We start from the raw sequence: 16,729 nt of genomic DNA, 5'->3' as shown, positions 1-16,729 counted from the left end.
CATGTCCAAACAGATAATGTTCGATGAAGATGCACGCAAAGCGCTGTTAAACGGTGTCGATAAAGTAGCAAATACCGTAAAGATTACACTTGGGCCCAAAGGTCGTAATGTAGTACTTGATAAACCTGGCAATCCTGTGGTGACTAACGATGGTGTGACCATTGCAAAGGAAATAGAGCTCAAGGATAAATTCGAGAACATGGGTGCCAAACTCATCAAAGAGGTTGCATCAAGGACTCAGGACAATACAGGTGATGGAACTACCACTGCAACCCTGCTTGCCCAGTCCATGATACGTGAGGGCTTAAAGAATATCAGTGCCGGCGCGAACCCGATTGATGTCAAAAAGGGTATTGAGAAGTCAACCGAGAAAATAGTCGCACACCTGAAGGAAAAAAGCCAGGATGTAAAGGACAAGGAAAGGATCCTGCAGGTTGCAACCATTTCAGCCAATAATGATGAGGTAATCGGCGCACTCATAGCAGACTCTATGGAAAAAGTAGGGTACAATGGTGTCATCACTGTTGAAGATTCAAAGACCATGGAAACCCACCTTGATGTAGTTGAAGGTATGCAGTTCGACCGTGGTTTTGTATCACCTTACATGGCAACAGATCATGAGAAAATGACCTGCGGATTTGAGGACCCCTACATCCTTATTACTGACCGCAAGATCAGCACCATGAACCAGTTGATACCTGTACTTGAGAAAGTAGCCAAGGAAGGCAGGTCACTTGTCATGGTGGCAAAGGATGTGGAAGGTGATGCCCAGGCCGGACTCATACTTAACATCATACGTGGTTCATTGCGCGTCTGCGCTGTAAAAGCACCTGGCTTTGGTGACGAGCAGAAGGAGATGCTTGAAGACATCGCAATCCTTACAGGCGGAATGGTCATCAGCGAAGATAAGGGAATGAAGCTTGAGGAATTCGCAGAGCACATGCTTGGAACTGCACGCAAGGTCAATGTTGACAAGAACAAGACCACTATTATTGAAGGTAAGGGCGACAAGGCTGAGATCGAGAAGAGAATGAAGCTCATCGAATCGCAGATAAAGGTCACTGATGCAGAGTTCAGGAAAAAGGAGCTCAAAAAGCGCCTTGCAAAACTTGGTGGCGGTGTTGCTGTCATTAAGGTAGGTGCAGCAACCGAGACCGAGCTCAAGGAAAAGAAGATGAGGATCGATGATGCCTTGAATGCAACAAAAGCTGCGGTAGAAGAAGGTGTTATCACCGGCGGTGGAATCTCACTGTTCCGTGCCAGCTCCGTGCTTGAAGGTCTTGAACTTGAAGGTGAACAGAATATTGGTCTTAAGATCGTTAAACGTGCACTTGAAGAGCCCATCCGCCAGATCTCACAGAATGCCGGAAAGGATGGTGCAGAGGTTATCGCACAGATAAGGTCCGAGTCCAATGACCAGTATGGTTACAATGCCAAGAAAGACATTTTTGAGGACCTCTTTGAGGCCGGTGTGATCGACCCGACAAAGGTCGTCAGAAGCGGATTACAGAATGCTGCATCAATTGCAGGCATGATCCTGACCACCGAGGCAGTTGTAACTGACTATGATGATGAGAAAGATGAGAAGACAGCAGCGATCATAATCTGATCGTTTTCTCATTTTTATTATTTATTATTGATTCCGGATGAAATACAAAACATGAAGAGGTGCATACCAAGGTCAAAGGTACTTTGAAACTGTATCCAGAACAAAAAGAAAGAACAGCCCGATAAACAACTAAAATCTGAATGTCCATAAGCTAAAAGGAGTGATTGTATGAGATTTGGTTTGACTAAAGTGACACCTACAAAAGGAGGATTGTGGAATCCAATGGAAGAGATGGTGCAGATGCAGGATATGCTGAACAACATGTTCAAAGAGAGAAGTTTTGGTGACAGGTGGTCAGAAACCGGAATACTGGCGCCACTTGTGGATGTAAAGGATGAAGGTTCAAGTATCGTGGTCACAACAGATCTACCGGGAGTGGAGAAAGGCGATGTTGATCTTGATATTAGTGATAACCGGATGACAATATCTGCAAAACGCAGTGCCAGTTCTGAAGAAAAGGAAGAAGGCTACTTGCGCAGGGAAAGGACCTACAGTTCCTTCTCAAGGACTGTTACCCTGCCGCAAGCTATTACGGCTGATGGCGCAAAGGCAAAGCTTGAGGATGGCGTGCTTACTGTAACTCTTCCAAAGATACAGATCGAAGAAAAGAAGAGAATACTCATCGAATGAGTTCAATTTGCATGAGTGGTCATGCCTGCAAATTAATAAATTTTGGGATATATTTGCAGGCATTTCTTTTTATACATAAGTCCGGGTAGTACCTGCCTTTAAAAAACGTATCAAAAGTGATTTAAGTTCATCTTTCGAAATTAAAGAATGGGATAATGGGATGTACTGTCCCGGGGAGTTTTTTACAATGGATCTAAATCGTTTCACACAGAAAGCCCAGGAAGCTGTCCAGGGCTCCGGTACTATTGCTGCAAGGTATAGAAATCAGCAGATAGATTGTGAGCATATGTTCCTTGCGTTGCTGGAGCAAAGCGGGGGACTTGTAACCACATTACTGCATAATATGGAAGTTCCTGTGGATCGCCTGAAGCAGAAAGTCGAGTCCCTGCTCGCAAACCTGCCACAGGTTTCCGGGCCTGGTGGTGAGCAGGTCTACATGACACAGACTATGAGGCGTGTCCTTGATTCTGCTGTGCAGGAAGCCGGGAAGATGAAGGATGAATATGTGAGCGTTGAGCATCTACTGCTTGGCATGGTTGCGGAGAAGGATAGCCATTGCGGTAAGATCCTTGCAAGCGAGGGTGTGACACGTGACCGGTTGCTTGATGCTATCAAACAGGTAAGGGGGAATAGGAGAATTACTTCAGAGAATCCGGAAGATACAATGGAGCCACTTAAGAAATACGGCATAGACTTCACAGAACTTGCCGCTCAGGGAAAACTGGACCCTGTTATCGGCAGGGACCAGGAGATAAGACACTCAGTTGAGATCCTTTCACGTCGCAGGAAGAACAATCCTGTGCTCATTGGTGAGGCTGGTGTCGGTAAGACTGCAATCGTCGAGGGACTTGCACAGCGTATTGCAAAACGTGATGTCCCGGATGCCATGAAGGAGAAGCGTATCATAGCTCTTGATATGGGTTCTCTTATTGCTGGTGCGAAGTTCAGGGGTGAGTTTGAGGAAAGGCTCAAGGCAGTGCTCAAGGAAGTTGCTGATTCTGAAGGCCAGATAATTCTGTTCATAGATGAGATACACACCATTGTAGGTGCAGGTGCCACAGAAGGTGCCATGGATGCGGGAAATCTCCTGAAACCGATGCTTGCCCGTGGTGAACTGCATTGTATCGGTGCAACAACTGTAGATGAGTACCGTAAGTATATCGAAAAGGATGCTGCACTTGAACGCAGATTCCTGCCGGTTTTTGTGGAGGAGCCTACGGTGGAAGATACGATTTCCATTCTCCGTGGTCTGAAGGAGAAGTATGAGGTCCATCACGGTGTGCGCCTGAAGGACTCCGCACTTGTTGCTGCTGCTGTTATGAGCAACCGCTATATCGCAGACAGGTTCCTTCCTGACAAGGCCATTGACCTTGTAGACGAAGCTGCTGCAAAGAAAAGAACTGCAATTGATAGCAAGCCTGCGGAACTTGATGAAGCTGATCGTAAGATTATGCAGCTTGAGATCGAGCGTGAGGCACTCAAAATGGAGAAGGATGCAGCTTCAAAGGATCGTCTGGAAGTCCTTGAAAAGGAACTTGCAGACATCAGAGCTGAATCCGATGCAATGCGGGCCAGATGGGGCCGCGAGAAAGAAGCCATTGCAAAGCTTGGTGCCTTGAAGCAGCAGATAGAAGATGCCAAGGTTCAGTATGAACTCGCTGAGAACGACGCCAATCTTGAACTTGCTTCCAGGCTGAGGTATGGCGTCCTCACTCCATTAGAACATGAATATAAGGAAGAGGAAAAGAAACTTCAGGGGATGCAGGGTGAGATGCTCCTGAGCGAAGAGGTGGGTGAAGAGGATATCGCAGAGGTCGTAAGCCAGTGGACTCACATACCGGTCACACGGCTCATAGAAGGCCAGCGCGAAAAGCTCGTTCATTTCGAGGATAATCTCCACAGGCGTATAATCGGCCAGGGGGAAGCCGTCAAGGCGGTGGCTGATGCTGTTATACGCAACTATGCAGGCATCAAGGACCCGAAACGTCCAATTGGAAGTTTCATATTCCTTGGTCCGACCGGTGTTGGTAAGACCGAACTTGTGAAGGCACTTGCGGCTGAACTGTTCGATAATGAGAATAACATGGTGCGCATTGACATGTCAGAATACATGGAAAAGCACACCGTTGCAAGGATGATAGGTGCACCTCCTGGTTATATCGGACACGAGGAAGGCGGGCAGCTAACTGAAGCAGTGCGCAGGAGGCCATACTCGGTCGTGCTCTTCGATGAGATCGAAAAGGCTCATCCGGATGTATTCAATGTCATGCTGCAGATCCTTGATGATGGCAGGTTAACTGATTCAAAGGGAAGGACCGTGGATTTCAAGAACACTCTGATAATCATGACCTCTAACATCTTCGGCGGTGATCTTACTGAACTGTTGAAGTCCGGTGAAGAGCTTTCCCGTCCGGAACAGGGGCTTCCTGATCAGGTAAAGGGTTCCAAAGTTGTGGATTATGCCACCTTGCAGTTGCGTGCTATGGCAGAACTTGGCAAGTATTTCAGGCCGGAGTTCCTTAATCGTGTTGATGAGATAGCGATCTTCCACACATTGAAGCCACAGGAGCTTGTAAAGATCGTTGACATCAAGGTTGCAGACCTTGTTGAAAGGCTCAGAGGCAAGCGTATCAGCCTTGAAATAACGGATGCTGCAAAAGTCTATCTTTCAAAGGCAGGGTACAGTGAGACCTTCGGTGCAAGGCCGCTGAAGAGGGTCATTCAGAATGAGGTTGAGACCCGGATCGCCAAGCTCATCGTTGCAGGTGAGGTGCCGGAAGGTTCCACTGTGCATGTGGATAGCAATGGTGCAGAATTGCTTGTTGATGTGAAGTCCGCAGAATAATCTACAAGATCAATAAAATATCGAATTAAAAATGAGGAGACAGGTTGCTTTATAAGCAACCGTCATTTTTACTTTTCAGTTTACGTACTTAAAATCCAAGTGCCATCCTTATAAGCACTATAAATCCTACGAAAAGGTCAAGGACTATTAATCCGCCAATGACCATGCCACCCAGTTTCAGGTACTTTGTGTCAAAGTCCAGTATTGAAAGGGCATTTTTCACTGAGTCCATTGTATCGTTGGCTTTTGAAAGGGTCTGTTTTGATTCTTCAAGGTTGGCGTTGACATTGTCCAGTATCAGGTCGATACGCGGCTGCTCCTCTGTTCTGACATTCTGGAGCACTCCATTAAGTCCGTCAAGCGTCTGAGGGATGTTCGTGCTCAGGCTATCAAGGAGGATATCGATACGCGGCTGTTCTTCGGTCCTGAAGGTTCCAAGTACACCGTTCAGTTCGTTGAGTGTCTGGGGGATATTCGTGTTCAGCGTATCAAGGAACATATCTATACGTGGCTGTTCCTCTGTTCTTAAATTGCTGAGCACACCATGCAGTTCATCCAGTGTCTTTGGGACGACACCGGGTTCTTCAACCCACTCATTCGACAGCAGCTCGTATTTCTTTTCCATTTTCAGGGATTGCCTGAAATAGAATGCCTTCTGGGCTTTGAGCAGGTCATAATTTCGCTGGTATCCGTCAAATTTGGTACTGAGGGATGCTGCAATCTTTGCACCATGGGGCTGCATCACAGACATTGCATATCCGGGTGATTTGCTGACAGCAGTTGCCATCCTGGCCATATCTACTGCGGAAATGTTTGCAGCTTTTGTTTTAATGCCGGTTGCAGCTGTTGCCGCCGTGGTTCGCATTATGGGCTGTGAACTTAGGTTCCTTACAGTCCGGTTGACTGTACTTGAATCTACATTTTTTGTTTCATCCTTTATGTTAATGATGTTAATATTGTCTTCCAGTTTTTCTTTGTCAATTGCGACGACATCACCGGCTCCAATATGCACATTGTTATCCTTTACATCAATAATATCTGTGATATTGATGTCGTCATTTACCACATCTATTATACTGATGTCAGTATCGATCATATTGGCAGCATTCATTACCTCGTCAAGGATGTTGCTGGCGTAGATGTTCTCTTTAGGTACCTTGATGGATCCGACTGATATCTCGTACCTATTTTCAGGATGGACTCTAATTATGTCTGATAATTGTGCTGTGATTATGTCCTTTCTAGAGATAAGTTTTTCAAAGTAGAGCTTATCATTGCGGAGCATTTCCAGCTGATCCCTTATTGAAGGGCTGAGTTCTGTAATTGAAACCGGTACTTTTTTCTTTGTGATAAAGAGTTTCTTTACTTCCTGAAGTACCTCTTCGCTCACATCAAGGTTATCGTCAAGTGATGCTAGTATGTCTTCTATCATCGGCTGTTCAATTGTGTTGACACGCTCGAGCACTTCCTTGGCATTATATATGCCTGTGGTGAGCACGCCTGGTTCCTGATAGAAGATGTCGTGGATCTCCTTATTTACAGCTGCAAGCCTTGCCAGTAGCTGGAATGTTTCCATTACATCATTGAAGTTGGTAATAAGATCCCAGAAATTAAAATCAAAACTACCTGTATTGCTTACTCCTTTCTCCTTGAGTTTGTTTTCAAGCCTTGTCTTTTCCTGTTTCAGGGAAGTGAGCCTTGCTTTTTCCTCATCCCAGAGGTCCGCTTCACTTCGAGGTGTAAGTCTTTGTATTGTAAGGAGCTCTTCTGCTTCTTTTAGTGTAGATTCAAGCTGCTCTCCCACAGCCTGTATAGTAGAACCGATCACTGCAAGTGCCATTCCTGCTTCTTCGGCTGCATTTCCTGCAGATTCTGCTGCATTTCCTGCCTGATAGATAGCTTTTCCAGCTGTATATAGACCACCTGTAGCAACACCAAGTACAACATCATACCATGCCATATTTTTTCCTCCTGTCCTTTCCTTTTGTTATCCAAAAGTGACAGGCCCCCCTGTTTACGTGTACCACTATGAAATGGATCGCCTATCCATAAATGTAGTCTCCACCCCGGATTACTTAAAAGGACTTCTTTAATTTTATAGGCTGCTTATAATATATACTTTGCCTATATTTTAAAACAGAGTATTCAGAAGTTCAGTTCTCCTTTTATTCCCTTAGTCCAAAGCTCCTCAAATTTCTCTTTCAGTTTGCCTGCATATTCCTTGTCGTATACTTTCAGTTCTCCGAACATCTTCTTTGGCTGTAGGGGATCGTGAATTGGTATGTGGGTAATGTATTCATCAATGAGTATGAAGTCATATTCACAGTCAAGAAGCTTTATCTCTATGTTCTTTTTTATCATTGTTCTGATCATGGGGTCCTGTATTTTTTCATATTTTTCTTTCAGACCAATTAGGAATATTTGTTCAGGGACAATGGTTTTTATTTTGATCCCTTTCTCTGCAGCTTTTATAAACTCCTCAATAATAGTTGGGATAAGCGTCTTTGGATCGATGCATTTTTGTTTTTGTAATATCTTCGTGATACTTGCCGGCTTCACATGCAGTATTTCTTTTTCGGTTTCATCCAGCATATGCTTCATATTCTTTATGATGTCTTCTTCACCTATCATGGTGGACCAGAATTGTATTTCGGTGTGGTCTGGCTGGGCAACATTTGAGAATCTGGTTTCCAGCTCTGCAACTTTTAATTTAAAATTCTCCAGCTCATTTTTTGTATCTTCTTCTTTTTTTGTGTAGAGGTTATTAAGGGCTATTGTAGGTTTGACTGCTTTGTACTTTCGGGGTCTTGATCTCTGGAACTCCACAAGTCCTATGTTATTTAGGTTGGAAAGCACTTCGTATATCTTTCCTACTGGTATGTCGGATTTGCGGGATAGTTCCTGAGCACCTGTTATTCCTTCTTTTAACAGGGTTGTATATGCAGATGCTTCGTATTTTGTTAATCCTAAATCCCTTAATGCCCTTTCATTGTCCATGTTTTTCACTCTTTGTTAGTTTTTGTACAGGTATGATCCTTATTAATATGTAAGTTAAAACAACTATAAAGATGTTTTTAATATGGAACTAAAACGCATATCTTAAACGGATATCTTTATATCTATTCAACCCATCGTCATACTTGTCGATACATAGTCTGGAATTTGTAGGGATAATTGAAAAGGTGTTTTACAATGGGTTCAAATTCAGCAAACTCACAAAAATCAGCATCTTCTGTGGAAATATTGAAAGCCCATATGGATGAGATGTCTGTTCGAAATCTGGATGATGACTGGATAAACGAAACAAAAATAAATCTGTCCTCATTGATGGAAGATCGGCACACAAGGATTGTTTCGGAAAAACTGGTCCGGGATTTTGAGGGATAAGGCTGTTTTATTAGTTTAATATTTATAATGTCCCGGTTTGTCGGTTTTTTACGGAGTGAAATCCTTATATTGAACTGCTGTATATACAATTCTCCCAGAATACATTTGTTTGAATTTTGCCTATTTATCCAAAATTTCTGGTCACTTATTATATTTGTGTATCTATTCGTTTCGAGTTATCATTAACTAACTAATGAATAATATGTCTGTTCTGTCGATATATCGAAAGACTTATCTACTAAAAACAATGTTTTACATATTGTGTACCATCAACAACACGCTTGTCGTGTCGTTAGTACCACCCTATCCAACCCCCAAACGAGGCATCCTTTTCAGGATGTCTCAAACCTTGTTTTTAATAACAACTATTAAAGTGATGGTGCACACTTTTTGTATTATGTGTTTCTTCTTTATTTTACCGGTCCAATTGAACCAATTTTAACTATTTATCAGTTTATTGAAGGGTAAAATCTTTATATATATTTAATAAGGTATTCAAGTTTATATTAAAACAACTATTATGGAGTTTTTTTATTATCATAATTAAACATAAGGAGTGTTAATCATAAAAAATATCTTTGAAAAGCTGGGTGTCTTCGTAGAAGACAATACGGTACCTATCGTATTGATAGCACTGCTTTTGATTATTATTTCTTTCCAGGGTGCCCAGTTGATCGGAATGGCTTCCGGTACAGACACTTTTGTAGATAAGGATTCAAAGCTCTACCAGAATTTTGATCACCTGTATCTGAATCTGTTCGGCACAGAATCCATTGTTATTATGGTGGAGGGAAGTGATGTTACTGACCCGGAGCTCCTGAAAGCTTTTGACAGGGCATACATTTCAGTTCAAAGAATTCCTGGTGTTATAACTGTAACATCCCCGTCAACTATTATAACAGAAGTCAACTATCAGATGACTGGCAAAAGTACAATTCCAGATGACAATGCAGTTATCGATGAAATTATTGATTCATATATGCCTGCTGTTCTCATGCCAGATGGCACGCATGCTGTAATGTCTGTGGTCCTTGAAGCCACAGCATCAGATTCTACTAAGGAGGAAATACTCCGGGAGACTGAGGTCTCTATAGGACTTGCAAATTTCCCTGCTGACTACAATATAATTGTAACCGGTGATCCGGCCTTCAACATTGCCATGAACGATGAAATGACCAGCAGCATGGGATTATTGTTGTTATTATCCATTATTTTGATGATAGTTGTACTTTATCTGGTGTTCAAACATGTGAGGTGGAGATTACTTCCCCTGCCTATAGTATTGGTTGGTATAATTTTCACGTTTGGGGCGATGGGTTTCCTTGGAATTCCTATGTCTATGGTCTCCATGGCGGCTTTCCCGGTTCTCATAGGTATTGGTATAGATTATGCCATCCAGTTCCATAGCAGAATAGAGGAAGAACTCGCACGCGGAAACACTGATGAAGAAGCTGTAATCGATACTATTAAACACACAGGCCCCGCAGTTCTGATTGCGCTTATCATTACAGCTCTTGGTTTCTTCTCTCTGTTCACATCTTCCGTTCCGATGATCCAGGACTTCGGAAAGCTTCTGATCATTGGAATTGTAATGTGCTTCATTTCATCACTTTTCATAGGAGTAACTATTCTTTACGGATTCCACAAGGTCTCTGAAAAGAACATACTTGGGAAATTAGGATTGAAGGGAAACTCTTCTAATAATGTTGTTATGGTGACAGAAGAGCCCCCTGAGCCAGATTTTCTTGAAAAGAACTTAAAAAGGATTACCACACTATCACTGAAACATCCATTCATGATTTTAGTCATTGCCGGTTTTTTCTGTGTGGGCGGACTTTACGTGGATACAATGGTGCCTATTCAGACCGACACCCAGACATTTGTACCATCGGATATGCCTGCACTTCTTGATATGAAACATATGGGCGAGATACTGGGCGGGGATGACCAGTTAAATCTCATCATAACGACTGATGACAACACTGACCCTGCTTTACTGGAATGGATCGATGAATTCTCACAACATGAAGTTGATAGCCGAAGTCACATATACGGATCATCCAGCATTGTGGACCTTGTAAAACAGGCGAATTCCGGTACCATCCCCCATAGTTCCCAAGAGCTCGTAGTTATATACGAGCAGTTTTCAGACACCCAAAAAGAAGCCTACCTTCATGGAAATACCATTGTTCTTCTAAATCTTAATATTGGAAATGCAATGAGTGAACTTGGCCTTGAAGGAATAGAGGTGATATCAGATCTAGTCGAAGAGGATATTCTCTGGATGGCCCCTCCTCCAGGAACAAGTGTGACTATAACCGGCAACTCAGTTGTTTTTGTAGAAGTCATTTCTGCTCTTACTTCTGGCCGGGTACTCATGACAATGATTGGAATAGTGCTGGTTTTCTTTGGTCTGCTCGTAATATACAGGGACTTCCTAAAAGCCCTGACACCGGTTGTAACCATGTTTATGGTTGTGGGTTGGTCAGGCGGGCTCATGTATTACACCGGAATTGAATATACTCCAATGACGGCAACGCTAGGTGCGCTGATACTCGGTGTTGGTTCGGAATATGCCATTTTGATGATGGAACGTTATTTTGAGGAAAGGGATAAAGGTGTGGATCCCGAAGCTGCAATGCAGGAAGCAAGTGTTAAGATCGGTAAGGCGATTGTAACATCCGGCCTGACAACCGTGTTTGGTTTCTCAGCGCTCATTGCATCGCCATTCTCAATAACAAGTAATTTCGGTTTTGTCACAGTTATGAATGTAGCACTTGCCTTACTTGCAACATTTGTAATCTTCCCGCCGGTGATCGTTTCACTTGACAAGTTCCGGGAAAAGAGGAGACTCTATATGACAGCGCTTAAAAAGAGCAACTTATCAAAAAAAGATGTTCTTAAGAACATTCTGGAGGCAAGTACCCAATGAATGTGAATTATAGGAAAATAATGAGCTTTAAAAAGTATACCATTCCGTTAATAATATGTATTCTACTTTCAGCTGGTTTTGTAGCTGCATCTCCTTCTGCATCTGCAAAAGAATACCTGTCTCCTACGTATGAATATACGACGAATTTCTATAACGCGTATGGAGAGCCGGACCTGTATGCCACTGTACTTGGTGATACGGAATTTGAACGTGGGGAAACTGTAAATCTAAATGTAGTGCTTTCAAACAGGGGTGTCATTTATGGTTTTAAGGCAGCCAAGGGCGTTGGCACATCTACAAGCCTGCATGAACTATCCCTTATAGAGTTACAGTATGAGACTCTCAGGACTACAGCTTATGGTGTGAAGGCAAGTCTGGTATCAACTAATAGCATGATCAAGGTCGACCCGGCAGCAAGTATTCAAACCCTGGAAGAATTATCTCCGGGTGTTCTCCCCGATGATCCCATGAAGTTCACGATAACCTTGTCGAACAATATTCCGGCAGGAATGTATATTCTGAAGCTACCTCTAAGTTACGAATATCAGAAAGACGTCAGGATGACACAGGGCGAAACCATAATACTGGGAAGACCCGACCTGGATCACATATCTTATTATGAGAATGTCGAAACAATTCTTCAGATCCCTATAATTGTCAAGCCAGAAGCCAAATTTCAGGTCACCAACGTTACAGGGTCTCTTATGGCTGGCAGTACCAGTGTTGTGAATATTACTTACACCAATACTGGTGAACTTCCTGCCGAGGATGCGATTGCAAGGATAGTAGTTATGAAACCCCTGAGCACCCTACGTTCAACAAGATCCCTTGGGACAATACAGCCCGGGGAGAGCATGACAGCTTCCTTCACAATAATTTCGGAGCAGGATGCAATTGAAAAGATATATGGTATTGACAGTGAGATAAAATATCGCAATGTAGACGGAGAAGATGCTTTCTCAGATAATATGAAGGTTGATATTGACCTTAGATCACCTGAAAGAAAACTCAATGTGACAGGACTGGCTCTTGCGGGAATTGTAATTATACTTATTGCATTGGTCTTTAAGAACAGAATGAAAAAACGGTCTAATAATAATTAAGAGGGATACTTATGATTAAAAAAATCGATTTAAAACTGGTAATTTCAGTATCAGTGATATTCAGTATGCTCTTTGCATTGCCTGCGGGCGCTGAGACTTTTGACATGAATCTGGAGCTTCCGGATTTCTTCAATTTTGATGAGAACTATTACACCGTTTACGGTGGTCCGGATGTGAGCGCTACTCTTGTTGGGAGCAATGAATACTCAAGAGGCAATGAAGTAGCCCTTAGTATTAACCTTATGAATAAAGGTGTAATAACAGGTTTCAAGTCAGAATCAAACACAAATCCAGTAACCACGCTTGAACAGAAGATACAGAAGACTGAAATGGGTTACGAGGCCCAGAAAACCACAGCTATCGGTATTGTTGGTGTCCTTACATCCGATACTCCTTATGTAAGAGTGAAGTCCGGTCCCCAGGAAGCAGGCACTCTTGCGTCTGGCGAACAGACCTCCGATCCACTTAAATTCAACATTGAAATATCAAAGAATGCTCCTGCAGGTGAGTATCCGCTTAACCTGACAATGTATTATGGTTATCAGGAAAATGTGCAGATAAATGGTGACAACGAAACAGATCTTGGTATCACTAACATGGAGGTTGGTCTCTGGTATGGTGTTGGTCAGCAAATCGAAACTGTAAAGGTCGTTGTAAAGGACGAGGCCAAATTCGAGGTTGTGAACGTGACTGGCAAGTTAATCCCGGGAAAGAATGGCTTAATCTATGTTGTCTACAAGAATGTTGGTGAAGCGAATGTAAAGGATGCCACTGTCAGAATAAGCGCCGGTGACCCTTTCAGTACCACTGATGACCAGTCTTTTATCGGTTCACTTGCACCCGGAGAGATGGCAGAAGCTGTTTTTAAGATAAAGGTGGATGATGCAGGTGTTGCAAAAACATATGCTATCAACAGTGAGATCAAATATGAGGATAAGGACGGGCACAGCAAGATATCCGATACTCTTAAAATAACAACTGAGGTACAGCCGGCAACTTCTTCCGGTTTTGGAACAGGTGTTTATGCAGGTATTGTTGTACTGATCATTGCAGTAGTTGTTGTGGTCGGTGCCAGAAAGTTCCTCGGAAAGAAAGAAGGAGATAATTAATTTCTTTTTTCCATTTTTATAGGGCTTAGTAGGTGATATCATCAAATCACTTTTATCATCTCTCCAGAAACTTGGTTTCACATCATATGAGGCAAAGGTCTATGTGGCCCTTGTGAAGATCGAGGATGCCACGGTATCAGCTCTGCATCTGGATTCAGGTGTTCCTAATGCTGCGATATATGGGGCACTCAAAAAACTGGAGAAAAAAGGTATAATTGAATTCCAGAATGCAAAACCAATGCGCTACAGGTGTATTCCCCCAGAGGAGGCCATTGCAAAACTTAAACGTGATTTTGAAGATGAATGTGATGCTGTTCTCAATGAATTGAATACTATCTATGGTGAATCTTCATGCGAAAAAACGGAAGAACTTATATGGACTATCAATGGTGTCCGCAATGTTACAGATAAGCTTATTCAGATGCTTGAAGGTGCACAAAAGGAGATCATGATACTCAGTTCTTCAACACCTTTCCGTAATATTGCAGAAAAGTATGCTTCACTAAAAAAAGATTATACTACAATTATTGGGATATTTAATAGAAAAACAGCTGAAGAAGGCGTAAGTCTTAAGTTTATCAGTTCATGCGAAGAAGAAGCCGGAAAGATTTTGAATATGGTCCCTCTTGCATCTGTAAGGGTAAATTGCATGGCGGGTTGCCCACTATCACTGAAAAGTTTTGTAATTGTTGTCGATGATTCGGAGATGCTTGTGGATATAATAAAAGAAGACGATGGTGAAACCGATCTGACTGCAGTATGGACCAACGGGGCAGAGTTCTCTTCCACAATGTCACATCTGCTAAATGCCAAATGGCAAACATCAGGGGAATATAATCCGGCTGAGAGCTATTAGTGAGCGTCCCCAGGGGTGTATTGTTTTGAAGACTTTTGAGATATCTGTTTCTTTTAACTTGTTCCTGTTAACGGTTGTAATGGTGTTAGCAATGCTCCCCGTTTCTGCAGTGGGTAATGTAACTTCAGATTTCAATGTTACTTTTTCACCGGACTTCGCAGTTAGTACTTCCAGGCTTGACCGTGCACCAGAATTCTCTGTGAATGTAAGTGAGGTTTCCGATATACTCTGGTATCTGGACGATGAATTGCTAAGCACTTACAATGATGTAAATACTTCTGGTTTTGTACCTTCTCTCTCAAAAACAGGGAACTATAGTATTAAAGCATTTATTTCCAATGGTAATGGAACTGTCTGGAACCAATGGTACTGGGTAGCCACATCTACTCCTTCACAGATAATTTCCGGGGGAAGCAAAGGGGGAGGATCTTCCATATCTATATCTTCCGGTGAGGATTACAATAATATTAAAGTAAAAGATGTAAAGATGCAGTTCGTCAATAAAGATGCAGTAACAAAATACTCTTTCCATGGGGGGCAGAATCCGATAGATTTGCTTGAATTTAAGTCCTCAGTAAATGCCGGTTATGTTAAAGTTACAATTGAAGTTCTGAATAACATGTCCTCGTCTGTTTCCAAGACTCCTGATAATACTGTTTATTGTTATGTGTATATTGTTCCTGGAAACACCGTTCTGGAAAATAAATTGAGTGATACTCGTATTGTCTTCCATATTGATAAGAGCTGGATAGATGAGAGCAATATTGATGTTGACTCTGTCCGTCTGAATCGTTTCAGTGATTCCGGCTGGAAATCGTTCCCGACAAAGGTCATAAACGAAATTAATGGAAATGTCACCTTTGTTTCAACAACAACTAAATTCGGATACTTCTCAATAACCGGGAAAGCCAATGAGAATCCCCGGGATGATGTCATTGTTGTGGATATGGGTGGCAATGCTGGGGGTCATTTGGCAAATGAAACTTTTGCTGGATCTGATAATGGAATATATGCAAAAACAGGGGATGAAGATGTGTTAAGCTCTCTCTTGAGGTCTATGACAGAACTATTTATAAAAAGAAATCCTGTAAATAGTTAAATTCTATTATAGGTGAAAGAATGGCATTGACTACCAATTCAAAAGTATGGAACATAATGTTCCTCATTTTTGTATCTCTGACTGCTTTTTTTGTGATACTTTTCCATTTTGAGGATCTGTTCATTGTTCTTGTTGTGGGCGGTATTCTAGTGCTGGTAACTGACAGGACTATTATTGAGTTCAATAAACGATTTGGGCATAAATCGTTATGGGCCCGGAGAATGTATGCAATCACATTTATAGTCATTGGTTTTGTTTTATTCAACTTGCTTATCGTTGGTCAGCTACAGGATATGGGCTCTTTGATACGCAATTCACAGCAGGAGTATGAAACCGGAAGTTCCACCATCTTTTCAAATTATGGGTATTTGTTCTCTTCTCCTGATGGGGGGCAAATGTTTTCAGGTGAGGATCTGAAATCCATTGGTGACTATATATTCAGTTTTCTTTCCTCCATAGTCTCAAAATTATCTTACTTTGTTTTCACCGGATTGCTTGTAATACCTCTTATGTTTCGCTTATATTTCTCAAAGAAGGATGTAATGGCAAGGGAATTGATAGATATTTTCCCTGTGAAGTATCAAGAGTGTGTGGATTTATCAATCTCGGATATTGGAAAAAGGCTTCGTGATTTCTTCTCTGCCAAGATCCTTGAAAGTATTATCGTAGGACTTATTTGCTGTATAGGCTTCTATCTTGCAGGTATAAAGGGCTGGTTTTTCCTGGGTGTTCTTGCAGGTTTGCTGAACATTGTGCCCTATATAGGCCCGATAATCGGTGCCATTCCTGCTGTGACCGTAGGCTTCATTGCCAGTCCGGCCACTGCTCTGTTTGCAGTCATTACTGTTATTATTGCTCAACTTGTGGATAACTTATATTTGATACCTTTCATGATATCTGGAAAGGTTGATGTAAATCCGTTGTTGAGTATTTTGCTGACTCTTATCTTTGCAGATATGCTGGGTGCTCTGGGGATGATTCTTGCAATTCCGATTTATATTATTTATAAAGTGGTATTAACTGAGTTTTATAATGAACTTTTGAAGATATATCATGATGAATGAAATCTTGCTGTTTCGATTGGATTTTGTTGAGATTCTAGTTTCACCAATTATTCAAATGTTGACAGAAGTAACTATTTAGTGGCGTAGTATGCCGT

12 protein-coding genes are annotated in these 16,729 nt (G+C 42.2%); 10 read left to right on the top strand and 2 right to left on the bottom strand.

All coding sequences use genetic code 11. The features are described from left to right. The first annotated feature begins 1 nt into the window (after position 1). From groL to clpB, 3 genes are all read left to right on the top strand, one after another. Complete coding sequence (groL, locus tag BB781_RS07890) at positions 2-1,609, top strand: chaperonin GroEL (RefSeq protein ID WP_094227951.1); 1,608 nt, start codon at positions 2-4, stop codon at positions 1,607-1,609. Positions 1,610-1,777: 168 nt separating this feature from the next. Continuing rightward, positions 1,778-2,239, top strand: coding sequence for an Hsp20/alpha crystallin family protein (locus BB781_RS07885; RefSeq protein ID WP_094227950.1), 462 nt, complete (start codon positions 1,778-1,780; stop codon positions 2,237-2,239). Positions 2,240-2,426: 187 nt separating this feature from the next. Next, positions 2,427-5,084 carry an ATP-dependent chaperone ClpB gene (gene clpB, locus BB781_RS07880; protein ID WP_094227949.1) on the top strand — a complete coding sequence of 886 codons (2,658 nt, stop codon included), beginning with the start codon at positions 2,427-2,429 and terminating at the stop codon, positions 5,082-5,084. 88 nt (positions 5,085-5,172) lie between these two features. Here clpB and BB781_RS07875 read toward each other — a convergent pair whose 3' ends face one another. After that, positions 5,173-7,044, bottom strand: coding sequence for a hypothetical protein (locus tag BB781_RS07875; RefSeq protein WP_094227948.1), 1,872 nt, complete (start codon positions 7,042-7,044; stop codon positions 5,173-5,175). Positions 7,045-7,229: 185 nt separating this feature from the next. Then, a complete protein-coding gene (locus tag BB781_RS07870) occupies positions 7,230-8,081 on the bottom strand; it encodes a TrmB family transcriptional regulator (protein ID WP_094227947.1) in 852 nt (283 codons plus the stop codon). A 195-nt stretch (positions 8,082-8,276) separates the two neighbouring features. Between BB781_RS07870 and BB781_RS07865 the strand changes: the two genes are divergently transcribed. From BB781_RS07865 to BB781_RS07835, 7 genes are all read left to right on the top strand, one after another. Further along, the gene (locus BB781_RS07865; RefSeq protein WP_094227946.1) at positions 8,277-8,471 is read left to right on the top strand and encodes a hypothetical protein; all 195 of its coding nucleotides are present in this window, start codon (positions 8,277-8,279) and stop codon (positions 8,469-8,471) included. Between the two features lie 565 nt (positions 8,472-9,036). Next, positions 9,037-11,403: a hydrophobe/amphiphile efflux-3 (HAE3) family transporter gene (locus tag BB781_RS07860; RefSeq protein WP_164997825.1), complete on the top strand. Its 2,367-nt coding sequence runs from the start codon at positions 9,037-9,039 to the stop codon at positions 11,401-11,403. Further along, positions 11,400-12,506: a COG1361 S-layer family protein gene (locus BB781_RS07855; RefSeq protein ID WP_094227945.1), complete on the top strand. Its 1,107-nt coding sequence runs from the start codon at positions 11,400-11,402 to the stop codon at positions 12,504-12,506. The genes BB781_RS07860 and BB781_RS07855 overlap by 4 nt, the downstream gene beginning before the upstream one ends. Before the next feature lie 11 nt (positions 12,507-12,517). Next, positions 12,518-13,615 carry a COG1361 S-layer family protein gene (locus BB781_RS07850; RefSeq protein ID WP_094227944.1) on the top strand — a complete coding sequence of 366 codons (1,098 nt, stop codon included), beginning with the start codon at positions 12,518-12,520 and terminating at the stop codon, positions 13,613-13,615. A 37-nt stretch (positions 13,616-13,652) separates the two neighbouring features. Beyond that, positions 13,653-14,471: a helix-turn-helix domain-containing protein gene (locus BB781_RS07845; protein ID WP_094227943.1), complete on the top strand. Its 819-nt coding sequence runs from the start codon at positions 13,653-13,655 to the stop codon at positions 14,469-14,471. 25 nt (positions 14,472-14,496) lie between these two features. Then, positions 14,497-15,570, top strand: coding sequence for a PGF-pre-PGF domain-containing protein (locus tag BB781_RS07840; RefSeq protein ID WP_164997820.1), 1,074 nt, complete (start codon positions 14,497-14,499; stop codon positions 15,568-15,570). Between the two features lie 20 nt (positions 15,571-15,590). After that, complete coding sequence (locus BB781_RS07835; RefSeq protein WP_242492579.1) at positions 15,591-16,634, top strand: AI-2E family transporter; 1,044 nt, start codon at positions 15,591-15,593, stop codon at positions 16,632-16,634. Positions 16,635-16,729 lie beyond the last annotated feature (95 nt).

The organism is Methanolobus psychrotolerans, assembly GCF_002243045.1.
Taxonomy (GTDB): domain Archaea; phylum Halobacteriota; class Methanosarcinia; order Methanosarcinales; family Methanosarcinaceae; genus Methanolobus; species Methanolobus psychrotolerans.
This window is presented reverse-complemented; position numbering and strand designations above follow the sequence as displayed.